Source organism: Kitasatospora sp. NPDC018619, assembly GCF_044391605.1.
Classification (GTDB): Bacteria; Actinomycetota; Actinomycetes; order Streptomycetales; family Streptomycetaceae; genus Kitasatospora.
Map to the genome: position 1 here is coordinate 196,309 of NZ_JBISAI010000008.1, position 22,942 is coordinate 219,250.

The 22,942-nt window shown below is 75.5% G+C and carries 26 protein-coding genes; 18 read left to right on the forward strand and 8 right to left on the reverse strand.

Features of this window, described 5'->3' with window-relative positions; genetic code table 11:
* Positions 1 to 33: 33 nt before the first annotated feature.
* Positions 34 to 921, reverse strand: coding sequence for a LysR family transcriptional regulator (locus ACH5AR_RS15090; protein ID WP_396301824.1), 888 nt, complete (start codon positions 919 to 921; stop codon positions 34 to 36).
* A gap of 92 nt (positions 922 to 1,013) precedes the next feature.
* Here ACH5AR_RS15090 and ACH5AR_RS15095 point away from each other — a divergent pair, with 92 nt between their 5' ends.
* The 6 genes from ACH5AR_RS15095 (at position 1,014) to ACH5AR_RS15120 (ending at position 7,340) form a co-directional block, all read left to right on the forward strand.
* Positions 1,014 to 1,901, forward strand: a complete 888-nt coding sequence (locus tag ACH5AR_RS15095; RefSeq protein WP_396301825.1) for a dihydrodipicolinate synthase family protein — start codon at positions 1,014 to 1,016, stop codon at positions 1,899 to 1,901.
* 103 nt (positions 1,902 to 2,004) lie between these two features.
* Entirely contained in the window at positions 2,005 to 3,054 is a 1,050-nt protein-coding gene (locus tag ACH5AR_RS15100; RefSeq protein WP_396301826.1) for an aspartate-semialdehyde dehydrogenase, read from the forward strand.
* A gap of 293 nt (positions 3,055 to 3,347) precedes the next feature.
* Positions 3,348 to 4,622, forward strand: coding sequence for an NYN domain-containing protein (locus ACH5AR_RS15105; RefSeq protein WP_396301827.1), 1,275 nt, complete (start codon positions 3,348 to 3,350; stop codon positions 4,620 to 4,622).
* Positions 4,623 to 4,723: 101 nt separating this feature from the next.
* Entirely contained in the window at positions 4,724 to 5,722 is a 999-nt protein-coding gene (locus tag ACH5AR_RS15110) for an ABC transporter ATP-binding protein (RefSeq protein ID WP_396301828.1), read from the forward strand.
* Entirely contained in the window at positions 5,719 to 6,528 is an 810-nt protein-coding gene (locus tag ACH5AR_RS15115; RefSeq protein ID WP_396301829.1) for an ABC transporter permease, read from the forward strand. The genes ACH5AR_RS15110 and ACH5AR_RS15115 overlap by 4 nt, the downstream gene beginning before the upstream one ends.
* Positions 6,529 to 6,599: 71 nt before the next feature.
* Complete coding sequence (locus ACH5AR_RS15120) at positions 6,600 to 7,340, forward strand: hypothetical protein (protein WP_396301830.1); 741 nt, start codon at positions 6,600 to 6,602, stop codon at positions 7,338 to 7,340.
* Positions 7,341 to 7,376: 36 nt separating this feature from the next.
* Here the strand turns inward: ACH5AR_RS15120 and ybaK are convergent, their stop codons facing one another.
* From ybaK to ACH5AR_RS15135, 3 genes are all read right to left on the reverse strand, one after another.
* Positions 7,377 to 7,871, reverse strand: a complete 495-nt coding sequence (gene ybaK / locus ACH5AR_RS15125; RefSeq protein WP_396301831.1) for a Cys-tRNA(Pro) deacylase — start codon at positions 7,869 to 7,871, stop codon at positions 7,377 to 7,379.
* A 39-nt stretch (positions 7,872 to 7,910) separates the two neighbouring features.
* A complete protein-coding gene (locus ACH5AR_RS15130) occupies positions 7,911 to 8,639 on the reverse strand; it encodes an LON peptidase substrate-binding domain-containing protein (RefSeq protein WP_396301832.1) in 729 nt (242 codons plus the stop codon).
* Positions 8,640 to 8,725: 86 nt separating this feature from the next.
* Complete coding sequence (locus tag ACH5AR_RS15135) at positions 8,726 to 10,306, reverse strand: oxidoreductase (RefSeq protein ID WP_396301833.1); 1,581 nt, start codon at positions 10,304 to 10,306, stop codon at positions 8,726 to 8,728.
* A gap of 91 nt (positions 10,307 to 10,397) precedes the next feature.
* On the opposite strand from ACH5AR_RS15135, the gene hisD reads away from it, so the two are divergent.
* Genes hisD through hisF form a run of 8 tightly spaced genes read left to right on the forward strand, consistent with a single transcriptional unit; the run spans position 10,398 to position 16,323 of the window.
* Positions 10,398 to 11,705 (forward strand): histidinol dehydrogenase, encoded by a 1,308-nt coding sequence (gene hisD / locus ACH5AR_RS15140; protein WP_396301834.1) that lies wholly within the window; start codon positions 10,398 to 10,400, stop codon positions 11,703 to 11,705.
* A gap of 14 nt (positions 11,706 to 11,719) precedes the next feature.
* On the forward strand, positions 11,720 to 12,871 hold the full coding sequence (locus tag ACH5AR_RS15145; RefSeq protein ID WP_396301964.1) for a histidinol-phosphate transaminase: 1,152 nt from the start codon (positions 11,720 to 11,722) through the stop codon (positions 12,869 to 12,871).
* 5 nt (positions 12,872 to 12,876) lie between these two features.
* Complete coding sequence (gene hisB, locus ACH5AR_RS15150) at positions 12,877 to 13,470, forward strand: imidazoleglycerol-phosphate dehydratase HisB (RefSeq protein ID WP_396301835.1); 594 nt, start codon at positions 12,877 to 12,879, stop codon at positions 13,468 to 13,470.
* Positions 13,467 to 13,619 (forward strand): hypothetical protein, encoded by a 153-nt coding sequence (locus ACH5AR_RS15155; RefSeq protein WP_396301836.1) that lies wholly within the window; start codon positions 13,467 to 13,469, stop codon positions 13,617 to 13,619. Before hisB ends, ACH5AR_RS15155 begins: the two co-directional genes overlap by 4 nt.
* A gap of 38 nt (positions 13,620 to 13,657) precedes the next feature.
* On the forward strand, positions 13,658 to 14,293 hold the full coding sequence (gene hisH / locus ACH5AR_RS15160) for an imidazole glycerol phosphate synthase subunit HisH (protein ID WP_396301837.1): 636 nt from the start codon (positions 13,658 to 13,660) through the stop codon (positions 14,291 to 14,293).
* 22 nt (positions 14,294 to 14,315) lie between these two features.
* Positions 14,316 to 15,038: a bifunctional 1-(5-phosphoribosyl)-5-((5-phosphoribosylamino)methylideneamino)imidazole-4-carboxamide isomerase/phosphoribosylanthranilate isomerase PriA gene (priA, locus tag ACH5AR_RS15165; protein WP_396301838.1), complete on the forward strand. Its 723-nt coding sequence runs from the start codon at positions 14,316 to 14,318 to the stop codon at positions 15,036 to 15,038.
* Positions 15,035 to 15,556, forward strand: coding sequence for a RidA family protein (locus ACH5AR_RS15170; RefSeq protein ID WP_396301839.1), 522 nt, complete (start codon positions 15,035 to 15,037; stop codon positions 15,554 to 15,556). Before priA ends, ACH5AR_RS15170 begins: the two co-directional genes overlap by 4 nt.
* Positions 15,553 to 16,323: an imidazole glycerol phosphate synthase subunit HisF gene (gene hisF / locus ACH5AR_RS15175; protein ID WP_396301840.1), complete on the forward strand. Its 771-nt coding sequence runs from the start codon at positions 15,553 to 15,555 to the stop codon at positions 16,321 to 16,323. The genes ACH5AR_RS15170 and hisF overlap by 4 nt, the downstream gene beginning before the upstream one ends.
* A gap of 58 nt (positions 16,324 to 16,381) precedes the next feature.
* Here hisF and ACH5AR_RS15180 read toward each other — a convergent pair whose 3' ends face one another.
* From ACH5AR_RS15180 to ACH5AR_RS15195, 4 genes are all read right to left on the reverse strand, one after another.
* On the reverse strand, positions 16,382 to 17,161 hold the full coding sequence (locus ACH5AR_RS15180; protein WP_396301841.1) for a VOC family protein: 780 nt from the start codon (positions 17,159 to 17,161) through the stop codon (positions 16,382 to 16,384).
* 137 nt (positions 17,162 to 17,298) lie between these two features.
* On the reverse strand, positions 17,299 to 17,943 hold the full coding sequence (locus ACH5AR_RS15185) for a TIGR03085 family metal-binding protein (protein WP_396301842.1): 645 nt from the start codon (positions 17,941 to 17,943) through the stop codon (positions 17,299 to 17,301).
* Positions 17,944 to 17,987: 44 nt separating this feature from the next.
* Positions 17,988 to 18,980, reverse strand: a complete 993-nt coding sequence (locus ACH5AR_RS15190; protein ID WP_396301843.1) for a helix-turn-helix transcriptional regulator — start codon at positions 18,978 to 18,980, stop codon at positions 17,988 to 17,990.
* Between the two features lie 67 nt (positions 18,981 to 19,047).
* Positions 19,048 to 19,581: a pyridoxamine 5'-phosphate oxidase family protein gene (locus ACH5AR_RS15195; protein WP_396301844.1), complete on the reverse strand. Its 534-nt coding sequence runs from the start codon at positions 19,579 to 19,581 to the stop codon at positions 19,048 to 19,050.
* A 233-nt stretch (positions 19,582 to 19,814) separates the two neighbouring features.
* Here ACH5AR_RS15195 and ACH5AR_RS15200 point away from each other — a divergent pair, with 233 nt between their 5' ends.
* The 4 genes from ACH5AR_RS15200 (at position 19,815) to ACH5AR_RS15215 (ending at position 22,897) form a co-directional block, all read left to right on the forward strand.
* On the forward strand, positions 19,815 to 20,387 hold the full coding sequence (locus ACH5AR_RS15200) for a hypothetical protein (RefSeq protein ID WP_396301845.1): 573 nt from the start codon (positions 19,815 to 19,817) through the stop codon (positions 20,385 to 20,387).
* Positions 20,388 to 20,455: 68 nt separating this feature from the next.
* Complete coding sequence (hisI, locus tag ACH5AR_RS15205; RefSeq protein ID WP_355249771.1) at positions 20,456 to 20,827, forward strand: phosphoribosyl-AMP cyclohydrolase; 372 nt, start codon at positions 20,456 to 20,458, stop codon at positions 20,825 to 20,827.
* Positions 20,828 to 20,869: 42 nt separating this feature from the next.
* Positions 20,870 to 22,393: an anthranilate synthase component I gene (locus ACH5AR_RS15210; RefSeq protein WP_396301846.1), complete on the forward strand. Its 1,524-nt coding sequence runs from the start codon at positions 20,870 to 20,872 to the stop codon at positions 22,391 to 22,393.
* 18 nt (positions 22,394 to 22,411) lie between these two features.
* On the forward strand, positions 22,412 to 22,897 hold the full coding sequence (locus ACH5AR_RS15215; RefSeq protein ID WP_396301847.1) for a Uma2 family endonuclease: 486 nt from the start codon (positions 22,412 to 22,414) through the stop codon (positions 22,895 to 22,897).
* Positions 22,898 to 22,942: the final 45 nt, after the last annotated feature.

Below are 22,942 nucleotides of genomic sequence, written 5' to 3' on the forward strand. Positions count from 1 at the left end.
GCCGGGGGCCCGGGGCAGGTGCCCGGGCCCCGCTCAGGAGCCGCCGCCCAGGCCTGCGGGGACGGCGGTGTGCAGGGCGGAGACGAAGGCCGAGACGGCGGGGTGGGAGCCCGCGCCGGCGCGGAAGGCGGCGCGGGTGCGGCGGTACATCGGCAGCCGGGTGAGGACGACGCCGGGCGGGAGCCCGACGGTGCCCAGCTGGGGGACCAGCGCGACGCCCTGGCCGGCCGCCACCAGGGCCAGCACGGTGGTGAAGTCGTCGATCTGGTGCCGGATGCGGGGCGCGAAGCCCGCCGCCTCGCAGGCCCGGACGGCCATGGTGTGGCAGAGCGTGCCGGGCGGGGAGGTGATCCACGGCGCCCCGCGCTGCTCGGCGACGGTGCCCGGGGCGCGGGCGGCCAGGTACATCGGCTCGGTGAAGAGCGGACCGGTCACCGCGAGGCCCGGCACCGGCTCGGTCGGGACGAGGTCGTACTCGTGCACCAGCGCCACGTCCAGCTCGCCCGCCCGCAGCGCCGCGCCGACGGCCGCCGGGTCCACCTCGGTGACCATCGGCTCCAGCCCCGGGTGCCAGCCGGCCAGCTCCGCGAGCACCGCCGGGATGATCGACCGGGCCGCCGACGGGTAGGTGCCGATCCGCAGCGGACCGGCCAACCCGCGCTTGGCATGGGCGAGTTCGGCCCCCGCCTGCTCCAGCAGGGCGAGCACCGCCTCGGCGTGCCGGACGAGGCCCAGCCCGGCCGGGGTGAGGGACACCCGCCGCCCGGTGCGCTCCAGCAGCGGCACGCCCGCCTCCTTCTCCAGGACGGACAGCTGCTGGGACACCGCCGAGGGGCTGAAGGAGAGCGCCTCGGCGACGGCGGCGATGGTGCCGAGGTGGGCGAGTTCGCGCAGCAGGCGCAGGCGGCGGACGTCCAGCATCCGAGGAGCCTAGCCGAGCATCGGCTCAGCTTACGAGAAGCGTCGGAAATGTGAACTGGACCCGGGTGATCGTGGGCCGCAGGATCGGAGGCATGGAACTCACGGGCATCCACGTCCCCCTGATCACGCCGTTCGCCGCCGACGGCTCCGTCGCGCTGGACGCGCTGGAGAAGCTCGCGCACGAGGTCCTGGACGCCGGGGCGGCCGGACTGGTCGCGCTCGGCACCACCGGCGAGCCGGCCGCGCTGACCGCCGGGGAGCGGGACGCCGTGATCGACGTCGCCGCGGCCGCCTGCGCCGCGCGGGGGGCACGGCTGACCGTCGGCGCCTCCGGCGGCGACACCCGGGCCGTCGGCGAGGCGCTGGCCGCGCTCGGCGCCCGGGTGCCGGACGCGGCGGCGCTGGTCACCACGCCGTCCTTCGTCCGGGCGGGGGAGGCCGGGACGGTCGCGCACTTCCGGGCGCTGGCCGCGAGCAGCCCGCTGCCGCTGGTCGTCTACCACATCCCGTACCGCACCGGGCAGCAGCTCTCCACCGCCGCGCTGCGCGAACTCGCCGCGCTCGACGGCGTGGTGGGCGTCAAGTACGCGACCGGCGGCCTGGACCAGACGGCCGTCGAACTGCTCGCCGACACCCCCGAGGGGTTCGCCTTCCTCACCGGCGAGGACGCCTACCTCGCGCCGATGCTGGCGCTCGGCGCGGCCGGCGGCATCCTCGCCAGCGCGCACCTGGCGACCGCCCGGTTCGTGGAACTGGCCGAGGCCTGGCAGTCCGGGGACGTGCCGCGGGCGCGGGCGCTCGGGCACCGGCTGACCGCCCTGGCGCTGTCCGCCTTCACGGCGCCGAACCCGACGGTGACCAAGGGCGTGCTGCACGCCCAGGGCCGCATCCCGACCCCGGACGTGCGGCTGCCGCTGCTGCCGGCCGGGCGGGCGGAGGTCCGCGCCGCGCTGGCCCTCGCCAATGGTCTGGACCAGTAGGGGTGCTCTCACACCGTGGAACGCAAGGCGGGCACACCCGCGGGACAAGGCATGATGGGCGGAGTGCGGCTGTGAACAGCATGATGCAGAGGAGTAGTCGGAGATGAAGATCGGCATTGTCGGTGCCACCGGTCAGGTCGGCGGCGTGGTCCGCGAGATCCTGGCGGAGCGCGCCGGACTTCCCGGCGGGATCGGCCCGGTGGAGCAGCTGCGGCTGTTCGCCTCGGCCCGCTCGGCCGGACGCACGCTGCCCTGGCAGGGCACCGAGGTCACCGTCGAGGACGCGGCCACGGCCGACTACACCGGCCTGGACATCGTGATCTTCTCGGCCGGCGGCTCGACCTCCAAGGCCCTGGCGCCCAAGGTCGCCGCGGCCGGTGCCGTCGTGATCGACAACTCCTCCGCCTGGCGCCGCGACCCCGAGGTCCCGCTGGTCGTCTCCGAGGTCAACCCGCAGGCCGTCGCGGACCGCCCCAAGGGCATCATCGCCAACCCCAACTGCACCACCATGGCCGCCATGCCCGTGCTGCGCCCGCTGCACGAGGAGGCCGGCCTGGCCGCGCTCGTCGTCTCCACCTACCAGGCCGTCTCCGGCAGCGGTGTGGCCGGCGTCGCCGAGCTCCGGGACCAGGCCGCCAAGGTCGTCGAGGCCGGCGCCGCCGCGCTCGCCCACGACGGCGCCGCCGTCGAGTTCCCGGAGCCCAGGGTCTACCAGCGGCCGATCGCCTTCAACGTGGTGCCGCTGGCCGGCTCCGTCGTCGACGACGGCTCCAACGAGACCGACGAGGAGCAGAAGCTCCGCCACGAGAGCCGCAAGATCCTCGGCATCCCCGGGCTCAAGGTCTCCGGCACCTGCGTGCGCGTCCCGGTCTTCTCCGGCCACTCGCTCCAGATCAACGCCCGCTTCGAGCGCCCGATCAGCCCCGAGCGCGCCGTCGAGCTGCTCACCGGCGCCCCCGGCGTCGAGCTCTCCGACATCCCCACCCCGCTCCAGGCCGCCGGTCGGGACCCGAGCTACGTCGGCCGCATCCGGGCGGACGAGACGGTCGACCACGGCCTGTCGCTGTTCGTCTCGAACGACAACCTGCGCAAGGGCGCCGCGCTGAACGCCGTCCAGCTGGCCGAGCTGGTCGCCGCCGAGCTCCGGGGCTGAGCCCCGCCCGGCGGAGCGGCCGGTCCACCGGTCGGAACACCGCCGCGTGACCTCGGGCGGGCCCCGTCGTTGTACGGGGCCCGCCCTCGCTCGCGTTCGCTCCGCGTCGGCGCGGCTGTTGCGGTACCGGGACAACCCGCGAGGTTCGGCAGACGAACCGCGGGTAAAAGGTGACCCAACGATCGGGCGGCGACGGGGGCCCCTCACCTCGACACACCCGGACGACGGACCGACCCGCCCGATCCCGAATCGACCCACCCGACCTTCCGAGGGCGAGCGAGAAGAGGTGCGCGATGGACCGCTGTGTCGTCCTGGTGGACGCCGGATACCTGCTGGGCGCCGCCGCCAGCCTGCTCGCGGGGGATCCGTCCCGCTCCAAGGTCACCGTGAACCACACGGCCCTGATCACCGCCCTGCGCGAGCGCGCCGAGGCCGAGACCGGGCTGCCGCTGCTGCGGATCTACTGGTTCGACGCCGCACCCGACCGGCGCCCGATGCCCGAGCACCGGCGGCTGCGGGTGCTGCCGAGGGTCACCGTGCGGCTCGGCGCGCTCACCCGGGCCGAGGGGCGCTGGGTGCAGAAGGGCGTCGACGCCGCGATGCACGCCGAACTCTCCGAGCTCGCCCGCAACCGGGCCTGCGCCGACGTCGTGCTGATCACCGGCGACGGCGACCTGCTGCCCGGCATGATGACCGCCAAGGAACACGGGGTCGCCGTCCACCTGTGGGCCCTCCAGGCCGCCGACGGCGACTTCAACCAGTCCGAGGACCTGGTCGGCGAGGCCGACGAGCGCCGGGTGCTGGACCGGGAGTGGATCGAGGGGTCCTTCTCCCTGCGGGAGCACTCCAGCGTGTTCCCCGCCCCCGGGGCCCGGCAGGAGATCGCCAAGATCCTCGCCGCCCCGCCCGCGGTGCTGCCCACCGTGGTGCCGCCGACGGTCCGTCCGGCCGCCACCGCCGAGGCCCCGGCCGCCCCCGCCGCCGACGGACGGCCGCAGCCGGCCGCGGCCGCGCTCAAGGTCGTCCCGACCCCGAAGGACCTGGCCGGACGGGCCTCCTCCGTCACCCCGATCACCCCGGTGGCCAACGGCGGGCACGGGGCCAATGGGCACGGGGTCAACGGGCACACGGCCGTCGCCCAGTCCGGGCCGGTGCTGCGCTGGTCCTCCGACCGGGGCTGGGTGGACCGCCCCGCCCCGGAGCCCGCCGTCACCGCCGGCGACAGCCTGCCCACCCTCGCCCAGCTCACCACCGCCGAGCAGCGCTGGGCCGACCGCGAGGAGGACATCACCTCCATCGGCGGCGACGCCCACGAGGTCGGGCAGGTCTTCGCCCGGCGCTGGAGCGAACGCGTCGGCGACGCGGAGAGGCTGACGGTGCTCTGGCCCGACTACCCGCGCATCCCGCACCGGGTGGACGGCGAGCTGCTGCGCTACGCCGCCCGCTTCGGGCTGCTGGCGCACAAGGACGACCAGATCGACGAGCATGACCGCTACGCCATCCGGGCCGGGTTCTGGAAGGAACTGGCGGCGCGGGTGCCCGGCGGGTCGATGGTCGTCGACGACTGACCCGGCGGGGCCCGGGCCTGGTACGGCCCACGGCGCGGCCCCCGGCGCGGGCAGGGCCCCGTTGTCCGGTTCGCCCGTACGAGCGCGTAGAGTCTTCGGTCGTGAACGAGACGGCGGGGCGAGCACCCGAGGAACCCCTGCCGTGCGTGGCCGTGCGCGACCTGGTCAGGACCTACCGCGGCGGGCGCGGCGCGGCCGCCACCGAGATCCGGGCCAACGACGGGATCAGCCTGACCGTCCGCCAGGGCGAGGTCTTCGGGCTGCTCGGGCCGAACGGGGCGGGCAAGTCGACGCTGGTGCGCCAGCTCACCGGGCTGCTGCGCCCCGACTCCGGGTCCGTCGAACTCCTCGGCCACGACATCGTGCGGCACCCCGAGCGGGCCGCCCGGCTGCTCGGCTACCTCGGCCAGGAGTCCACCGCGCTGGACGAGCTGACGGTGGCGCTCGCCGCCGAGACCACCGGACGGCTGCGCGGGCTCACCCGGGCGCAGGCCCGCGGCGCGGCCGCGGACGTGCTGGCCGAGCTGGGGCTGGAGCCGATCGCCGCCCGGCCGCTGGCCAAGCTGTCCGGCGGGCAGCGGCGGCTCGCCTGCTTCGCGGCCGCCCTGGTGGGGGAGCGGCCGCTGCTCGTCCTGGACGAGCCCACCACCGGCATGGACCCCGTCGCCCGGCGCGCCGTGTGGAGCGCCCTGGACCGGCGGCGGGCCGAGCACGGCACGACGGTGCTGCTCGTCACCCACAACGTGATCGAGGCGGAGACGGTGCTCGACCGGGTCGCGGTGGTGGACGAGGGCCGGGTGATCGCCTGCGACACGCCCGGCGGACTCAAGGCGCTGGTGGACGGCGACGTCCGGCTCGACCTGGTCTGGCGGGACGAGGCGCCGCTCGGCGTGCCCGCCGTCGCCGCGCTGCGCGAACGGGCCGAGTGCACCGGGCGCCGCTGGACCGTCCGCACCACCCCCGAGCAGGCCCGCGAACTGGTCGCCGCCGTCACCACCGGCCCGGCCTTCGCCGCCCTCGACGACTTCACCCTCGCCACCCCGAGCCTTGAGGACGCGTACCTCAAGCTGGGCGGCCGCCACGGAGGACTGGCCAAGTGACGCTGCTCTCGGTGCCGCCGCGGACCGACCGGTCCACGGCCGCCCCCGCCCCGCTCGCCCCCGCGGCCCGGCTGCTGCCGTCGCTCGCGGCCGTGTACCGGGCGCAGCTCGCCCGGGCCCGGGTGGCGCGCATCCCGCTGCTGTTCGTGGCCACCTTCCAGTCCGTGGGCATCCTGGTGATGATGCGGGGCGTGGTGGACGCCGGGCAGTCACCGGAGGCGCGGTCGGTGGTCGCCGGGTCGAGCGTGCTGGTGGTGGCCTTCGTCGCGCTGAACCTGCTCGCCCAGTACTTCGGGAAGCTGCGGGCCACCGGCGGGCTCGACCACTACGCGACGCTGCCGGTGCCGGCCGCCTCGGTGGTGCTGGGGGCGGCCGCCGCGTACGCCTCCTTCACGCTGCCGGGGACGCTCGCCACGGCGGCGTTGGGGGCGGTGCTGTTCGGGCTCCCGCTCGGGCAGCTGTGGGTGCTGGCGGCGGTCGTGCCGCTGGCCGGGGCCGCGCTGTCGGGGCTGGGAGCGGCCTGCGGGCTGCTGGCGCCGCGGCAGGAGATCGCCACGATGCTCGGGCAGCTCGGGATGTCGGCCGCGCTGCTGCTGGGCGTGCTGCCGGTGGACCACCTGCCGCAGCCGGTGCAGTGGCTGCGGGACCTGCTGCCGTCCACGTACGGGGTGGACGCCTTCGCGCGGACGTTCGCTCCGGACCCGGACTGGGCGCTGGTGCTCGCGGACCTCGCGGTCTGCGCCGGGGTGGGCGTGGTCTCGCTCGCCGTCGCCACCCGGGCGTACCGGCGGGCGGTCTCGCGGTAGCGCGCTCCCCGCGGGGCCGACCGCGGGGCACGGTGGGTCCTTCGGGCGGCCGTCGTGAAACGATGGGGCGCGTGACCGTACCGAACACACCTCCGGACCCCGCCCCCGCCGCCGCAGCGCAGGCGGGGCCGGACGCAGCGCCCGACCCGTTCGCGCCGCCGTACGGGGCCACCGCCATCGGGGCCGGGGGGACCCCGCTGGGGCAGCGGTTGCTGCCGGAGGTGCGGGTCGGGGCGGGCGTCGTGCTCGCCTGCCTGGTGGCCGGTGTGGTGGTGGCCGGGCTGTGGGCCTGGCTGGCGCCGAAGGTGCCGCTCCTGGTGGACGGTGACCGCATCCTCTACGCCGACCCCGAGGGCGAGCAGCGGGCCGGGGCCGACGCGGTGTTCGTGCTCATCGGCCTGGGGGCCGGCCTCGTGACCGCGCTCGGGGCCTTCCTGGTGACCAGGCGGCGCGGCGGCGGCATCGCGGTCGCGCTGGGGCTGACCGTCGGCGGGCTGCTCGGATCGATCGGGGCCTGGCGGATCGGGCGGTGGCTCGGGCCCAGCGGCGACCTGATCGGCGAGGCCCGCAGGGTCGGCAACGGCGGGCACTTCGACGCGGGCATCGACCTGGGGGCGCTGGGGGCGCTGCTGGTCTGGCCGATGACGGCGATGGTGGTGCTGCTCCTGCTCTCGGCGGCGTTCGGCAAGCGCGAGGAGGACCCGCCGCCGTACTGGGCGCCGGTGGCGCAGGCCCCGCTCGGGGCGCCCGCGGCGGGGGCGCCGGCGGAGCCGTGGGGCGGGCCGGGGCCGGGCGGCGGTACGGAGCGCTGAGGCGGCACCGGGTGGGCCGGGCGCGGGCCCGGCGGTTCAGCGCGCGATGGGGGCGGTGGTAGCCCCGGTGAGCGCGACGAGGTCGGCGGGGGCCAGCTCCACCTCCAGGCCGCGGCGGCCCGCCGAGACGTAGACGGTGGGGTGGCCGAGCGCGCTGGCGTCGACCACGGTGCGCAGCGGGCGGCGCTGGCCCAGCGGGGAGATGCCGCCGAGCACGTAGCCGCTGCTGCGCTCGGCCGCGGCCGGGTCGGCCATGGCGGCGCGCTTGCCGCCGACTGCCGCCGCCAGGGCCTTGAGGTCGAGCCGGCCGCAGACCGGGACCACGCCGACGGTGAGGGCGCCGTCCACCTCGGCGACGAGGGTCTTGAAGACCCGCTCGGGCGCGATGCCGAGGGCCTCGGCGGCCTCGCCGCCGTAGGAGGCCGCGGCCGGGTCGTGGTCGTAGGCGTGCACGGTGAACGGGACGGCGGCGGCCTCCAGGGCGACGGTGGCGGGCGTGCCCTGGCCGCCCTTCCTGGTCTTCCTGGCCACGCGGGGCTCCTCGGGTTCCTGGGGCCGTGGGGCCCTCCGTCAGTTGGGGCTGAAGGACTGGCGGGTGAGGTCGATGGCGGGCAGCGAGGGCAGCCAGCTGAGCACGGCGGTCTCGCGGCGCAGCAGGTCGAGCTCGGCGCGCAGCCGCTCGGCGGTGTCCGGGCAGGCGAGCAGCCGCTGCTTCACCGGGGTCTCGAACACCGAGGCCGCGGCGACCAGGTAGGAGAGCACCTGGGGGTCGTCCGGGAGCTCCTGGTGGCCGACGGTGCTGGCCTCCCGGGCGCCCGCCAGGCGCTTCTGGTAGACCCGGAAGGCCCGCTCGACCTCGGCGGCCAGCGCCCCGGAGCCCTCGCCGGGGCGCTCCTCGATCGGCTCGACGCCGCCGGTCAGGTACGGGCCGGAGGCGTCCACCGAGCGCAGCCGGAACCGGGTGGTGCCGGTGACCAGCAGCTCGTAGCGGCCGTCCGGCTGGTGCTGGGCGGAGGCGATGTCGGCCACGCAGCCGACCGGGAAGATCGCCTCCAGCGGGTCCCCGGTGGCGGTGCCGAGGCCGTCCAGCGGACCGGCCGGGCCCTCCTCGGGCCGGACCGGGGCGACCTCCCGGCCGTCCCTGATCGCGAGCACGCCGAACCGCCGGGGGGTGTCCTCGGGCTGTTCGAGCAGGTCGGCGACGAGACGGCGGTAGCGCTCCTCGAAGACGTTCAGGGGCAGCACCAGGCCCGGGTAGAGCACGGTGTTCAGCGGGAAGAGCGGCAGCCGTTCTGTCACGGCGGACAGCGTAGTTCCCCGGACGGGGGCCTTGTCGCACGGTTCGACGGCGCGCGGCCGCCGGACGGCGCCCGGCGGCCGCGGGCTCAGCCGCGCTGGAGCATCCGGGTGGCGCCGGCGACGACGGTGGAGGCGAGCAGCCAGCCGACCACGACCAGCCCGGCGGAGATCCACTGGGTGAGGCCGCCGGGGTTCCAGCCGCCCTGGTTGAGGTCCACGATCGGCAGCAGCTGGTTCAGGGTGTACAGCACCGGGTTCCAGTGCGGGCGCTCGTCGGCCTTGAGCGGCTCCAGCGGGTGGGTGGCGAACCAGAGGCTGCCGAGGGCCCAGGCGAGCAGCAGCCACAGGCCCGCCCGCACCGGGCGGTAGCCGTAGCCGACGGTGACGTCCTGGACGGTGCCCCAGATCCGGGCCGGCAGCGGCAGGGTGCGCCGGCGCCGGCGCTGCTTGGCGTAGAGCACCTCGCGGGCGTCGTCGTCGGCGCCGTCGCGGCGCAGCGCGGCGGCGAGCTGCTCGTAGGACTCCGGCTGGAAGTCCACCGAGGAGCCCTCCAGCCAGGCGATCCGCTGCTGGACGGTGAAGGAGCCGATCGGGCGCAGGTTCTCGTACACGAAGCCGGTCAGGCGCAGGTGCCTGCCGAGCGGCCAGGCGCCCGGGGCGTCGACCAGGTTGCCGACCCGGGCCCGGGAGAGGGAGACGGTGCCGGTGGGGCGGAAGGCGCAGGCGAAGCGGAGCTCCGGGGTCTGGATGCGGCGCAGCGAGAGCTCGTCGTCGTCCTCCAGGTGGAACTCCCCGGAGATCAGGCAGGCGCCGTCGAAGCGGGAGTCGGACAGCCGGACCCGGCCGAAGGCGCGGAACGGGGTGATCGGGCCGTCGGCGGGCGGGACCTCTCCGTAGCCGGAGCCGTAGTAGCCGCGGGAGCCGCTCCAGCCGAGGTCGGCGGAGCCGGTCAGGTAGAGGGTGTGGCCGATGGTGACCCGGACGGCGTTGAGGCAGGTCGGGTTGTGCCGTCGGTCGGCGCGCAGCTGGGCGCCGCGCAGCGAGAGCCGGCCGCCGATGCGGGCCGTGCGGATGCTCAGCTCGCCGCGGGTCTCCAGGCGTTCGGCCTCGAAGTCCTGGTTGACGGTGATCCCGTCGGCGGAGACGGCCCGGCCGAAGCGGTCGCCGCCGACCCGGGCCTGGTTGAGCAGCAGGTCGGTGCCGATCTTGGCGTCGGTGAGCCGGACGCCGTCGGGCAGCCGGCACCGGGCCAGGTGGAGGTCGCCGGTGGTGGCGAGCCGGGAGGCCTCCAGCCGGGGTATCAGGCAGTTCACGAAGCGCAGCGTGGGGGCCGAGGCCTCGGAGAGCAGGACCTTGTGCGCGAAGCGGCACTCGTGGAGCTCGATGTAGTGGCCGATGGCGGCGCCGGCCAGGTTGAGCGCGTCGGTGACCAGGGCGCCGCTGAACCGCAGCGACGCGACCCGGCCGGGGGCGGGCTCGGGGCCGGCCAGCAGCAGGTGGGCGATCACCTCGGCGCGGATGGTGCGCTCGGGGCCCCAGACGGCGTCGCCGAAGGGGTCGTCGGCCTCCGCCAGGCCCGTGCGCAGGTCCAGGATCTCGCCCTGGCGGTAGGCCTCCCAGAGCCGCTGCTCCACCCCGGTCCAGCCCTCCGGAGCACGCTCCGCCATGCCTTCCCCCGTCCCCCCGGTCGTCTCGCCCTTCGTATCACGGACTGAAATGCGGGACCAGCGGTTCCGGCCACTCCTTACACTGGGTGGCGTGATCTCTCGAATCGACCTCCGCGGCTCGCTGGACGACCCGCGTGACCTGCTGCCCCGTGCCGACTTCGACGTCGCGGCCGCCCTGGAGAAGGTGCGCCCGATCGCCGAGGACGTCCGCCATCGCGGGGTCGCGGCGCTGATCGAGATCACCGAACGCTTCGACGGCGTCCGGCTGGAGTCGACCCGGGTCCCGGCCGAGCAGCTGACCGCCGCGCTGGAGACGCTGGACCCGAAGGTGCGGGCCGCCCTGGAGGAGTCGATCCGCCGGGCCCGTGCCGTGCACGCCGACCAGCGCCGCACCGGGCACACCACCCAGGTGGTGCCGGGCGGCACGGTCACCCAGCGCTGGGTGCCGGTGGAGCGGGTCGGCCTGTACGTGCCGGGCGGGCTGGCGGTCTACCCGTCCTCCGTGGTGATGAACGTGGTGCCGGCCCAGGAGGCGGGCGTCCGGGGCATCGCCGTCACCTCGCCGCCGCAGAAGGAGTTCGGCGGGCGCGTCCACCCGACCATCCTGGCGGCCTGCGCGCTGCTCGGCGTGGACGAGGTCTACTCCGTCGGCGGCGCCCAGGCGGTCGCGATGTTCGCCCTGGGCACCGAGGAGTGCCGGCCGGTCGACATGGTCACCGGCCCCGGCAACATCTACGTGGCCGCCGCCAAGCGCTACTTCGCCGGGCGGATCGGCATCGACTCCGAGGCCGGCCCGACCGAGATCGCCGTCCTCGCCGACGACAGCGCGCTGCCGTCCGACGTCGCCGCCGACCTGATCAGCCAGGCCGAGCACGGCCCGACCTCCGGCTCGGTGCTGGTCACCGACTCCCCGGCGCTGGCCGACGCGGTCGAGGCCGAGCTGGCCGTGCAGGTCGCCCGGACCAAGCACGGCGAGCGGGTGGCCGAGGCGCTGGGCGGCCGGCAGTCGGGCATCATCCTGGTCGACGACCTCGACCAGGGCCTGGCCGTGGTCAACGCGTACGCGGCCGAGCACCTGGAGATCCAGACCCGCGACCCGCACGCGGTGGCGGCCCGGGTGGTCAACGCCGGCGCGGTCTTCATCGGCCGCTGGACGCCGGTCTCGCTGGGCGACTACGCGGCCGGCTCCAACCACGTGCTGCCGACCGGCGGCTGCGCCTGCCACTCCTCCGGGCTGTCGGTGCAGACCTTCCTGCGCGGCGTCCAGGTCGTCGAGTACGACCGGGACGCGCTGGCGGACGTCGCCGCGCACGTGGTCACCCTGGCGAACGCCGAGGACCTGCCCGGCCACGGCGACGCGATCAAGGCCCGCTTCGACTGGACGGTGCCCGGCTCGTGACCCCCGTGACCCCCGTGACCCGCATCGACGACCTGCCGGTGCGGGACGAGCTGCGCGGCCAGTCCCCGTACGGCGCGCCGCAGCTGGACGTGCCCGTGCAGCTGAACACCAACGAGAACCCGTACCCGCTGCCCGAGGAGCTGGTGGCCCGGATCGCCGAGCGCGTCGCCGAGGCCGCCCGCGGGCTGAACCGCTACCCCGACCGGGACGCGGTCGAGCTGCGCGAGGGCCTCGCCGCGTACCTGACCCGCAGCACCGGCTTCCCGGTCGCGCGCGAGCAGGTCTGGGCCGCCAACGGCTCCAACGAGGTGCTCCAGCAGCTGCTCCAGACCTTCGGCGGCCCCGGCCGCAGCGCCCTCGGCTTCGAGCCCTCGTACTCGATGCACGCGCTGATCTCCCGGGGCACCGGCACCGCCTGGATCTCCGGGCCGCGCAACGACGACTTCACGATCGACGTGGACGCCGCCGTCGCCGCCATCGCGAAGCACCGGCCGAACGTCGTGTTCGTCTGCTCGCCCAACAACCCGACCGGCACCGCGGTGGACGCCGCCACCGTGCTGCGGCTGTACGAGGCCGCGCAGGCCGCCCGGCCCAGCCTGGTCGTGGTGGACGAGGCGTACGTCGAGTTCTCGCACCGCCCCTCGCTGCTGCCGCTGGTCGAGGGCCGCCCCCACCTGGTGGTCAGCCGCACCATGTCCAAGGCCTTCGGCGCGGCCGGGCTGCGGCTGGGCTACCTGGCCGCCGACCCGGCGGTGGTGGACGCGGTGCAGCTGGTGCGCCTGCCGTACCACCTGTCGGCCGTCACCCAGGCCACCGCGCTGGCCTGCCTGGAGCACACCGACACCCTGCTCGGCTACGTCGGGCGGCTCAAGGAGGAGCGCGACCGGCTGGTCGACGCGCTGCGCGGGATGGGCCTGGAGGTCACCGACTCGGACGCCAACTTCGTCCAGTTCGGCCGCTTCGCCGACACCCACGCGGTGTGGCGGGCGATCCTCGACCAGGGCGTCCTGGTCCGCGACAACGGCGTCCCCGGGTGGCTGCGGGTCACCGCCGGCACGCCCGCCGAGAACGACGCCTTCCTGGACGCCGTCCGCGCCGTCCTCCCGGCGCCCACCCCCACCCCCGGTCGAGCACGCTCCGCGCGCGCTGCCAGTCAGGAGCTGTGACCCCCATGTCCCGCATCGGACGCGTCGAGCGCACCACCAAGGAGACCTCGGTCCTGGTCGAGATAGACCTCGACGGCACGGGGCGGACCGACATCTCCACGGGTGTCGGCTTCTACGACCACATGCTCGACCAGCTCGGCCGGCACGGCCTGTTCGACCTCACCGTCAAGACCGACGGCGACCTGCACATCGACACCCACCACACCATCGAGGACACCGCCCTCGCGCTCGGCGCCGCCTTCCGGCAGGCGCTCGGCGACAAGGTGGGCATCTACCGCTTCGGCAACTGCACGGTGCCGCTGGACGAGTCGCTCGCCCAGGTCACCGTGGACCTCTCCGGCCGGCCGTACCTGGTGCACACCGAGCCCGAGGGCATCGCCCCGATGATCGGCTCGTACGACACCACGATGACCCGGCACATCCTGGAGTCCTTCGTGGCCCAGGCGCAGGTCGCCCTGCACGTCCACGTGCCCTACGGGCGCAACGCGCACCACATCGTGGAGTGCCAGTTCAAGGCGCTGGCCCGGGCGCTGCGCTACGCCGCCGAGCGCGACCCGCGCGCGGCCGGAATCCTCCCGTCGACCAAGGGTGCGCTGTGAGCAATACCGCGATGATCCTCATCTTCGTCGGCCTCTTCCTGGCCGGCGGAGTCATCTCGTTCTGGAAGCAGAAGCACTCCAAGAGCGTCATCCTGGTGCTGGCCCTGGGCTCCGTGATGTGCCTGGCCTCCGGGCTCCTGCGCCTCTAGACCCGCCGCTCGCCGCACACAGACTTGGACACCTGAACATGGGCAAGAACGTCGTCGTCCTCGACTACGGCTCCGGCAACCTCCGCTCCGCGCAGCGCGCCCTGGAGCGGACCGGGGCGGAGGTCACCGTCAGCTCCGACTACGACACCGCGATGGCCGCGGACGGCCTGCTCGTCCCCGGCGTGGGCGCCTTCGAGGCCTGCATGCGCGGACTCAGGTCCGTCCGCGGGGACTGGATCATCGGCCGCCGGCTCGCCGGGGGCCGCCCGGTCATGGGCATCTGCGTCGGCATGCAGATCCTCTTCGAGAAGGGGGTCGAGCACGGCGTGGAGACGGCCGGCTGCGACGAGTGGCCGGGCACCGTGGAGCCGCTGGACGCCCCCGTCGTGCCCCACATGGGCTGGAACACCGTGCAGGCCCCCGAGGGGAGCCGGATGTTCGCCGGCCTCGACCCGCAGACCCGCTTCTACTTCGTGCACTCCTACGGGGTGCGGCACTGGGAGCTGGAGACCCACAGCGCGCGGATCAACCCGCCGCTGGTCACCTGGGCCACGCACGGGCAGCCGTTCGTCGCGGCCGTCGAGAACGGCCCGCTGTGGGCCACCCAGTTCCACCCCGAGAAGTCCGGCGACGCCGGCGCCGCCCTGCTGACCAACTGGGTCGACACCCTCTGACTTTCCGAGAGTTGGATCTCTGATGAGCCTCGAACTGCTGCCCGCCGTGGACGTCCGGGACGGCCAGGCCGTCCGCCTGGTCAAGGGTGCCTCCGGCACCGAGACCTCCTTCGGCGAGCCGCTCGCCGCCGCCCTCGCCTGGCAGAACGCCGGCGCCGAGTGGCTGCACCTGGTCGACCTGGACGCCGCCTTCGGCACCGGCTCCAACTACGAGCTGCTGCGCGACGTCACCTCCCGGCTGGACATCAGGGTCGAGCTGTCCGGCGGCATCCGCGACGACGAGTCGCTCGCCCGGGCCCTCGCCACCGGCTGCACCCGGGTCAACCTCGGCACCGCGGCCCTGGAGGCCCCGGAGTGGGTCGCCAAGGCGATCGCCGAGCACGGCGACCGGATCGCCGTCGGCCTGGACGTGGTCGGCACCACCCTGCGCGGCCGCGGCTGGACCCGCGACGGCGGCCAGCTCTTCGACGTGCTGGCCCGCCTCGACCAGGAGGGCTGCGCCCGCTACGTCGTCACCGACGTCAACCGGGACGGCACCCTGACCGGCCCCAACCTCCAGCTGCTGCGCGACGTCTGCGCCGCCACCGACAAGCCCGTGGTCGCCTCCGGCGGCGTCTCCTCGCTCGACGACCTGCGCGCCATCGCCTCGCTGGTCGGCGAGGGTGTCGAGGGCGCCATCGTGGGCAAGGCACTCTACGAGCAGAAGTTCACCCTCGAAGAGGCCCTGGAGGCGGTTTCAGGATGACGGACGGTCGGATCGTACGCGGCAGGGTCACCGGATCGTCCCCCTGGGAGGAGGAGTTCGGCTGCTCCCGGGCGGTCGCCGCGGGCGACCACGTGCACGTGGCCGGCTCCACCGCCTGGGCGGACGGCCGGATCGAGCACGAGGGCGACCCGTACCGGCAGGCCCTCGCCGCGTTCGGCGCCGGGCTCCGGGCCCTGGCCGCGTACGGTCTGACCACCGACGACGTGGTGCGCACCCGGATGTACCTCACCCACGTCCGCGACGCCGAGGAGGTGGGCCGCGCCCACCGCGAACTCTTCGACGCCGCACGCCCGGTGGCCACCATGGTGGTGGTCGACGGACTGATCGACTCCCGGATGCTGGTCGAGGTCGAGCTCGACGCGTACCGATCCGGGCTGGCAACGACCCTGGACGCCCGGAAGGCCGAGGAGTCCCGGCAGACCCAGGACCTCCTGGAGACCCGGGAGTCCTCGAAAGCCCCGGACGCCCGGGAAACCCCGGAAGGCAAACAGCCGTGACCCTCGCAGTACGTGTCATCCCCTGCCTGGACGTCGACGCCGGGCGGGTGGTCAAGGGCGTCAACTTCCAGAACCTGCGCGACGCCGGCGACCCGGTCGAGATGGCCAAGCTCTACGACGCCGAGGGCGCCGACGAGCTGACCTTCCTCGACATCACCGCCTCCTCCGGCGACCGGGAGACCACCTACGACGTGGTCCGCCGCACCGCCGAGCAGGTCTTCATCCCGCTCACCGTCGGCGGCGGCATCCGCGCCGTCGAGGACGTCGACAGGCTGCTGCGGGCCGGCGCCGACAAGGTCGGCGTCAACACCGCGGCCATCGCCCGGCCGGAGCTGGTCCGCGAGATCGCCCGGCGCTTCGGGCGGCAGGTGCTGGTGCTCTCGGTGGACGCCCGGCGCTGCCCGCCCGGGACGGAGACCGCCTCCGGCTTCGAGGTCACCACCCACGGCGGGCGCAAGGGCACCGGCCTGGACGCCGTCGAGTGGGCGGGCCGCGCCGCCGAGCTGGGCGCGGGCGAGATCCTGCTCAACTCGATGGACGCGGACGGCACCAAGGACGGCTACGACCTGGACATGATCCGGGCCGTGCGCGCGAGCGTCTCGGTGCCGGTGATCGCCTCCGGCGGCGCGGGCAGGGTCGCGGACTTCGCGCCGGCCGTCGAGGCGGGCGCGGACGCGGTGCTGGCCGCCAGCGTCTTCCACTTCGGGGACCTGCGGATCGGCGAGGTCAAGGGCGCGCTGCGGGAGGCCGGGCACCCGGTGCGGTGACGCTCCGTGCGTGACGGGGGCCCGCCGTCCGGCTCCGGACGGCGGGCCCCGCATGCGCTCAGGTCTGGTTCGGGTCGCCCTTGATCAGCGCGAAGGGGGCGCCGTCCGGGTCCGCGACCCACGCGATCCGGCCGACGTTCCGCACGTTCTCGGGGCCCATCAGCACCGAGCCGCCGGCCGCCGTCGCCTTGGCCACCCGCGCGTCCACGTCCGCGGTCGCGAAGTACGGCGTCCAGGCGGCGGGCTGCGCCGGGCCCATGGTCGGGGCGATGCCGCCGAAGCTGGTGGCCTGCTGGTCGCCCTCGGCGGTGGAGGCCACCCGGTAGTGCATCCCCGGCGCGGGCTCGAACTCCTGCACCCGCCAGCCGAACAGCTGCCGGTAGAAGGCGGAGGCATCCTCCTGGTCGGGGGTGTGCAGCTCGGCCCAGACCAGGGCGGCCTCCTCGGACACGGCCTCCAGGCCCGTGGTGTCGCCCGCCTGCCAGACCGAGAACTCGGCGCCCTGCGGGTCGGTGAGGGCGGCGAACCGGCCCTCCCGCATGACGTCCGTCGGCGGTACGCGGACGGTGGCGCCGGCCTGCTCGGCGGCGTTGACGGTGGCGTCCGCGTCCGGGGTGCGGAAGTACGTCGTCCAGGCGGACCGCGCGCCGGCGTCGAGGGAGCCGATGGCACCGACGGTCCTGCCGTCCTTCTGCAGGAACCCGTAGCCGCCGGCCTCGGGGACCTCCTGGAAGGTCCAGCCGAACACCTTGCCGTAGAAGTCCGCGGTGGCGGGGATGTCCGGGCTGCCCAGGTCGATCCAGCAGGGCGAGCCGAGGGGGAAGTCGGTGGTGAGCATGTGCGGGGTGCCCTTCGACGGAGGGGGACCGGGCTGCCCTGGGCGGACCCCGGCCACCTGCGAGTCTGCACCCGCCCACGGACATCCGCAGCCGGAGGCGACGGGCCTCCGGGCCGCCCGGAGGGCCCGCCCGCGCGCTACGCCGGGGGCAGCGGCAGGACGTGGCGCAGGGCCTCGACGGCGTCGGGGGCGCCGTCGACGCCGAGCGTGGTCCGGGCGCCGCGGCCGTAGGCGAAGAGGACCAGCTCGGCGGGCTCGCCGGTGAGGCGGACGGTCGCGGAGCCGGCCGGGCCGACGGTGAGCGAGCGGCCGTCGGGGTGGACGAGGGAGAGCCGGACGGGGGAGCGGCGGCCGGCCTCCAGCCGGGCGATGAGGGGCAGCCGGCGCCAGAGGGCCTCCGCGCGGCCCGGCGGGACGGGCTGCGGGCTCCAGTCGTCGGGGGCCCGCAGGACGTCCTCGGCGTGGACGTAGTACTCGACGGTGTTCGCCGCCTCGTCGGCGCCGGGCAGGGCGAACGGCGAGAAGACCGGCGGGCCGGCCCGGAACAGCCGCACCAGCTCCTCGTACGGCCGCTCGGCGTAGCCGTCCTGCACCCGCTGCGTCCAGCCGGCCAGCGCGCCGACCCGCAGGCCGGCCGCGGCGTCGGGGCGGCGCTCGCGGATCACCAGGTGGGCGGCGAGGTCCCGGGTGGTCCAACCCTCGCAGAGGGTGGGGGCGTTCGGCCCGGCGTCGGTGAGCAGCCGGGCGAGGCGGTGGCGTTCGGCGAGGGCGTGGTTCGACATGGCGTCAGCCTAGGGCGTGTCTGACAGTTCTCGCCGGGTGCGCCCTAGGCGCTCCGGTCCGTCGGGTCCGGATCGCGCGGCCGGGTGTAGCGGGCGGCGGCGCGGCGGTGCGCCTCGGCCAGGCGGGCGCGGAGCGCGGGCGGGTGGAGCACCTCGGCCTCCGGGCCGAGGCGCAGCAGCTCGACGTAGCCGATGTCCCAGCTCTCGACCGGCAGGCTCACGGTGACCCACCCCTCGGCGTCCGGCGGGCCCGCGGTGGCGAGCGCGTCGGCCGCGGCGGTCGGTTCCAGCAGGCCGGCCAGGCCGTCCACGGCGAGCGGGCTCAGCCGGACCACCGCCCGCTCGCGCAGCAGGGTGCGGGTGAACTCCCGGGCCGCCTCGGCCCAGTAGTCGGCGAGGTCGAACTCCCGGTCGCGCTCGAACCGTTCGTCGCCGGCCTCGGCGGTCTCGAAGCGGTCGACGCGGTACGAGCCGACCCGGCCGGACGGGCCGCGCGCCGCCAGGTACCACCGCCCGGCCTTCAGGACCAGGCCGTACGGCTCCAGCCGGCGCTCCCGGGTGCCGCCGCGCGCCGCGTACCGGGCGTGCAGCACCCGGTCCTCCCACACGGCGCGCGACACCTCGGCCAGCAGCGGCGGGGCCTCGGCCTCGCGGAACCAGGCCGGGGCGTCGAGGTGGAACCGCCGCACGGCGGCCGAGGGGGCGTCGCCCACCGCGGCGGCGACCTTCAGCCGGGCGGCCAGGGCGGCCCCGGCCAGGCCCATGTCGCGCAGCGGGCCCGGCAGCCCGGCCAGGTGCAGCACCTCGGCCTCGGCGCGTTCGAGGCCGGTGAGGCGGGTGCGGTAGCCGCCGACGAGCCGGTAGCCCCCGCCCCGGCCGCGGTCGGCGTACACCGGCACCCCGGCCTCGACCAGGGCGGCGACGTCCCGCTGCACGGTGCGCTCCGACACCTCCAGCTCGGCGGCGAGCTCCGTGGCCGTCATCGCCCGCCGGGCCTGGAGGAGCAGCAGCAGCGCGATGGCCCGGCTCGCCCGCACGTCGCTCCCTCCGTCCTGGGCCCGGCGCTTGCCCGGGCCCCGCGCCATTGTCGCCGGGCGGGCCGGTTCAGGCGCGCTCCTCCCCGCCGCCGAGGGCGGTGGGGTCGGCGGCGTACACGGTCATCCACTGCGGGTGCAGCCGGTAGTAGACGACGTCGTCGTCCCAGTCGAAGGCGTCGTCGCCGTAGAAGCCCCGGAAGTACGCGAGCAGCTCCGGCCAGTCGGCGGCCGGCTCGCCGCCGTGCGGGTTGAGGACCTCCACGGTGCCGTGGGCGAACACGCCCAGCTCCTCCCCGCGCAGGTGCGCGACGCTGGCCGCGGGCCGGGCCGCGAGGTGCCGGGCCTTGGCGGCGCCGCGCGCGGTGCCGAAGTGCCACCGCCCGTGCAGGAAGTGCCCGTCCACGCCGCTGATCCGCGGCTCGCCCTTCGCCGTCACCGTGGACAGCGCGAGCGTGCGCATCCCGGTGAGCACGCCGGTCAACTGCTCGGCGCTCAGCGTGCGTTCGCCGCTGATGATCGACCGCAGGTGCGCCGTCGACCGGGCGAGCGAGGCGTCCAGGAGTTCTTGGAGCCGGCGGAGCTCCTCGGGTGTTTCGCGCATCGGTTTCCTTACGTCCGTCCGTCGTCCCGGCCCGCACCACGACGGTACCGACCGGCGGCCCCACCCTCCCCGCGAAACCCGACACCTCCTGTCGTGTTTCCCGCACCGGCTGCCCGAAGGGCGGCCCTCCGCTCCTCCCGGGCCGACTTCCGACAGCCCGCGGGCGCCCCCGAACGGGGCGAGTTCGGCGAAGCGGCTGCCAGGCGGGGGCCGGGTGGGCCATCCTCGTGGCCATGACCTCCGAGCAGCAGCCGTCCGCAGCCGGCTCCCGCCCGTCCCGCGGCCTGGTCCTCACCGTCGCCGCCGTGCTGGCCGTCCTGCTCGCGGTGGTGGCCACCGCGGTGCTCTGGCCGGACGACGGGAAGCCGGCCGCCGCGCCGCCGCCGCCCGCCCCCACGGCCGGCCCGACGCCGACGCCGACCCCGACCCCCGAGCCGACCAGGCCGGCGCCGCCGTACGCCTACTTCCCGGTCGGCGCCTGCTTCGACCACCCGCAGCTGAGCCCCGTGATCACCAAGCCCGAGGAGCGGCCCTGCGCGGGCGAGCACGACGGCGAGGTGATCGCCGACCCGGTGCTCCCCGACGGCATCACCGGCGAGATCCCGCTCGCCCTCGCCATGCGGGAGGGCTGCAAGGACGCCGAGGCCGCCGCCAAGGCCCGCCAGGGCGACGGGCGGACCTACTACGGCCGCCAGTTCGGCCCGTCGATGGCCAACTACCAGCAGGGCTGGCGCGACTACACCTGCACCCTCGCCGCGAGCAACAAGCAGGGCGGCCCCAAGCTCACCGGGCAGCTGCGCCCGTGACGCGGGCGCCGGCCGGGGCGGCCGGAGCGGGGGACGGGCGGCGCGGGCCGGGCTGACACAATGGCCCCATGTCCACCACACCCGCCACCCCCGGCAGCACCGCCCTCGCCCCGGAGATCGCCGCCCGGCTCAAGCGCACCGAGGACGGGCTGCTCCCGGCCATCGCCCAGCAGTACGACACCGGCGAGGTGCTGATGCTCGGCTGGATGGACGACGAGGCGCTGCACCGCACCCTCACCACGGGCCGCTGCACCTACTGGAGCCGCAGCCGCCGTGAGTACTGGGTGAAGGGCGACACCTCGGGCCACGTCCAGGCGGTCAAGTCGGTGGCCCTGGACTGCGACGGCGACACCTTGCTGGTGAAGGTCGACCAGACCGGCGCGGCCTGCCACACCGGCGACCGCACCTGCTTCGACGCCGACGTGCTCCCGCTGTCCTGAACCGGAAAACCCCGCCCACAACTCCAGAAGGTGCCGCCCGCCATGGATCTCGAAGCCTTCCGCAAGCTCGCCGTCGACACCCGGGTCATCCCGGTCACCCGCAGGCTCCTCGCGGACGGCCTCACCCCGATCGGCCTCTACCGCAGCCTCGCCGAGGAGCGCCCCGGCACCTTCCTGCTGGAGTCCGCCGAACAGGGCCGCAGCTGGTCGCGCTACTCCTTCGTCGGGGTGCGCAGCGCCGCCGCCCTGACCGTCGGCCCGGACGGCGGCGCCCGCTGGCTGGGCACCCCGCCGGTCGGCATTCCCACCGCCGGCGACCCGCTGGAGGTGCTGCGCGCCGCCCTGCAAGCGCTGCACACCCCGCGCTCCGAGGACGACGGCCTGCCCCCGCTCACCGGCGGCCTGGTCGGCTACCTCGGCTACGACATCGTCCGCCGGCTGGAGAAGCTGCCCGACCTCAACCCGGACGACCTCGGCCTGCCCGAGCTGACCATGCTGCTCGCCACCGACCTCGCGGTGCTCGACCACGTGGACGGCACGGTGCTGCTGATCGCCAACGCCGTCAACCACAACGACCTGGCCAGCGGCGTGGACGAGGCCTGGGCGGACGCGGTGGCCCGGCTGGACGCGATGGAGGCCGAGCTGGCCAAGCCCGTCGACCCGGGCCTGGCCACCTTCACCCCGGCCGGCCCCGGCGAGGTCAGCTCGCCGTTCGGCGGCGCGCCGTACCGGGCCGCCGTCGAGACGGTCAAGGAGCGGATCCGGGCCGGCGAGGCCTTCCAGGTCGTGCCCTCGCAGCGCTTCGAGGCGCCCTGCCCGGCCTCCGCGCTGGACGTCTACCGCGTGCTGCGCACCACCAACCCCAGCCCGTACATGTACCTGTTCCGCTTCCCGGGCCCGGACGGCGGCGCCGAGGGCGGCTTCGACGTGGTGGGCTCCAGCCCGGAGGCGCTGGTCAAGGTCACCGACGGCGAGGCGATGCTGCACCCGATCGCCGGTACCCGGCACCGCGGCGCCACCCCGCACGAGGACGCGGAGCTGGCCGCCGAGCTGCTCGCCGACCCGAAGGAGCGCGCCGAGCACCTGATGCTGGTGGACCTCGGCCGCAACGACCTCGGCCGGGTCTGCGAGCCGGGCAGCGTCGAGGTGGTCGACTTCATGCAGATCGAGCGCTACAGCCACGTGATGCACATCGTGTCGACCGTCACCGGCCGGGTGGCGCCCGGGCGCACCGCCTTCGACGTGCTGACCGCCTGCTTCCCGGCCGGCACCCTGTCCGGGGCGCCCAAGCCGCGGGCGATGCGGATCATCGAGGAGCTGGAGCCCACCCGCCGCGGCCTGTACGGCGGCTGCGTCGGCTACCTGGACTTCGCCGGGGACTCGGACACCGCGATCGCGATCCGCACCGCGGTGCTGCGCGACGGCCGGGCGTACGTGCAGGCCGGCGCGGGCGTGGTCGCCGACTCCGACCCGCACGGCGAGGACACCGAGTGCCGCAACAAGGCGGCCGCCGTGCTGCGGGCCGTCGCCACCGCCAATACGCTGCGGACGCCGGGACTGTCCTGAGGTGAGGGAGGCGGCCGGATGCCCGAGGCGCCCGAAGTGCCGTACGACGAGCTGCGCTGGGCCGTGGTGTTCGGCGCCGCCGTGCAGCTCGGGGAGCAGCCGGCCGGCCACGGCCGGGTGCTCTCCGGCGTGGTGATCGACTTCCCGGCCGCGCCCGGGCCGATCGCCCCGGACCTCGCGGTGCTCGCCCCCGGGGCGGCCCGCGGGGCCCGGGGCCGGTACGCCGCCGCCGACGTGGCGGCGGTGCTGGAGGTGGCCCACCCGGGCCGCGGCCACGCCTGGGCGCGGGCCGGCGCGCAGAGCGGCGTGCCGCTGTACGTGGTGGTCGATCCGGCGGCCGCGGTCTGCACGGTGCACACCGCGCCGTCCCCCGAGGGGGTGTACCGGGAGGCCGAGCGCGTGCCGTTCGGCAACGACCTGTTCCTGCCGCTCGGCGGCGGTACGGCGGTGCTGCGCACGGACGGGTTCCCCACCGCGTCCGCCGCCCCGCCCGCCGACCGGTAGGCCGCCCGGCGCGACGCGTTGCCCACCCCGGGTTCGGCCCCCGGC

Excerpts from the sequence above, each read along its gene's own strand:
- ACH5AR_RS15180 (WP_396301841.1), bottom strand. The coding sequence starts at position 17,161 with ATGCTCACCACCGACTTCCCCCTCGGCTCGCCCTGCTGGATCGACCTG.
- ACH5AR_RS15185 (WP_396301842.1), bottom strand. The coding sequence starts at position 17,943 with ATGTCGAACCACGCCCTCGCCGAACGCCACCGCCTCGCCCGGCTGCTC.
- ACH5AR_RS15090 (WP_396301824.1), bottom strand. The coding sequence starts at position 921 with ATGCTGGACGTCCGCCGCCTGCGCCTGCTGCGCGAACTCGCCCACCTC.
- ACH5AR_RS15195 (WP_396301844.1), bottom strand. The coding sequence starts at position 19,581 with ATGCGCGAAACACCCGAGGAGCTCCGCCGGCTCCAAGAACTCCTGGAC.
- hisI (WP_355249771.1), top strand. The coding sequence starts at position 20,456 with ATGTCCACCACACCCGCCACCCCCGGCAGCACCGCCCTCGCCCCGGAG.
- ACH5AR_RS15210 (WP_396301846.1), top strand. The coding sequence starts at position 20,870 with ATGGATCTCGAAGCCTTCCGCAAGCTCGCCGTCGACACCCGGGTCATC.
- ACH5AR_RS15105 (WP_396301827.1), top strand. The coding sequence starts at position 3,348 with ATGGACCGCTGTGTCGTCCTGGTGGACGCCGGATACCTGCTGGGCGCC.
- ACH5AR_RS15200 (WP_396301845.1), top strand. The coding sequence starts at position 19,815 with ATGACCTCCGAGCAGCAGCCGTCCGCAGCCGGCTCCCGCCCGTCCCGC.
- ACH5AR_RS15215 (WP_396301847.1), top strand. The coding sequence starts at position 22,412 with ATGCCCGAGGCGCCCGAAGTGCCGTACGACGAGCTGCGCTGGGCCGTG.
- priA (WP_396301838.1), top strand. The coding sequence starts at position 14,316 with ATGAGCCTCGAACTGCTGCCCGCCGTGGACGTCCGGGACGGCCAGGCC.
- hisB (WP_396301835.1), top strand. The coding sequence starts at position 12,877 with ATGTCCCGCATCGGACGCGTCGAGCGCACCACCAAGGAGACCTCGGTC.
- hisH (WP_396301837.1), top strand. The coding sequence starts at position 13,658 with ATGGGCAAGAACGTCGTCGTCCTCGACTACGGCTCCGGCAACCTCCGC.
- ACH5AR_RS15100 (WP_396301826.1), top strand. The coding sequence starts at position 2,005 with ATGAAGATCGGCATTGTCGGTGCCACCGGTCAGGTCGGCGGCGTGGTC.
- ACH5AR_RS15095 (WP_396301825.1), top strand. The coding sequence starts at position 1,014 with ATGGAACTCACGGGCATCCACGTCCCCCTGATCACGCCGTTCGCCGCC.
- ACH5AR_RS15170 (WP_396301839.1), top strand. The coding sequence starts at position 15,035 with ATGACGGACGGTCGGATCGTACGCGGCAGGGTCACCGGATCGTCCCCC.
- ACH5AR_RS15135 (WP_396301833.1), bottom strand. The coding sequence starts at position 10,306 with ATGGCGGAGCGTGCTCCGGAGGGCTGGACCGGGGTGGAGCAGCGGCTC.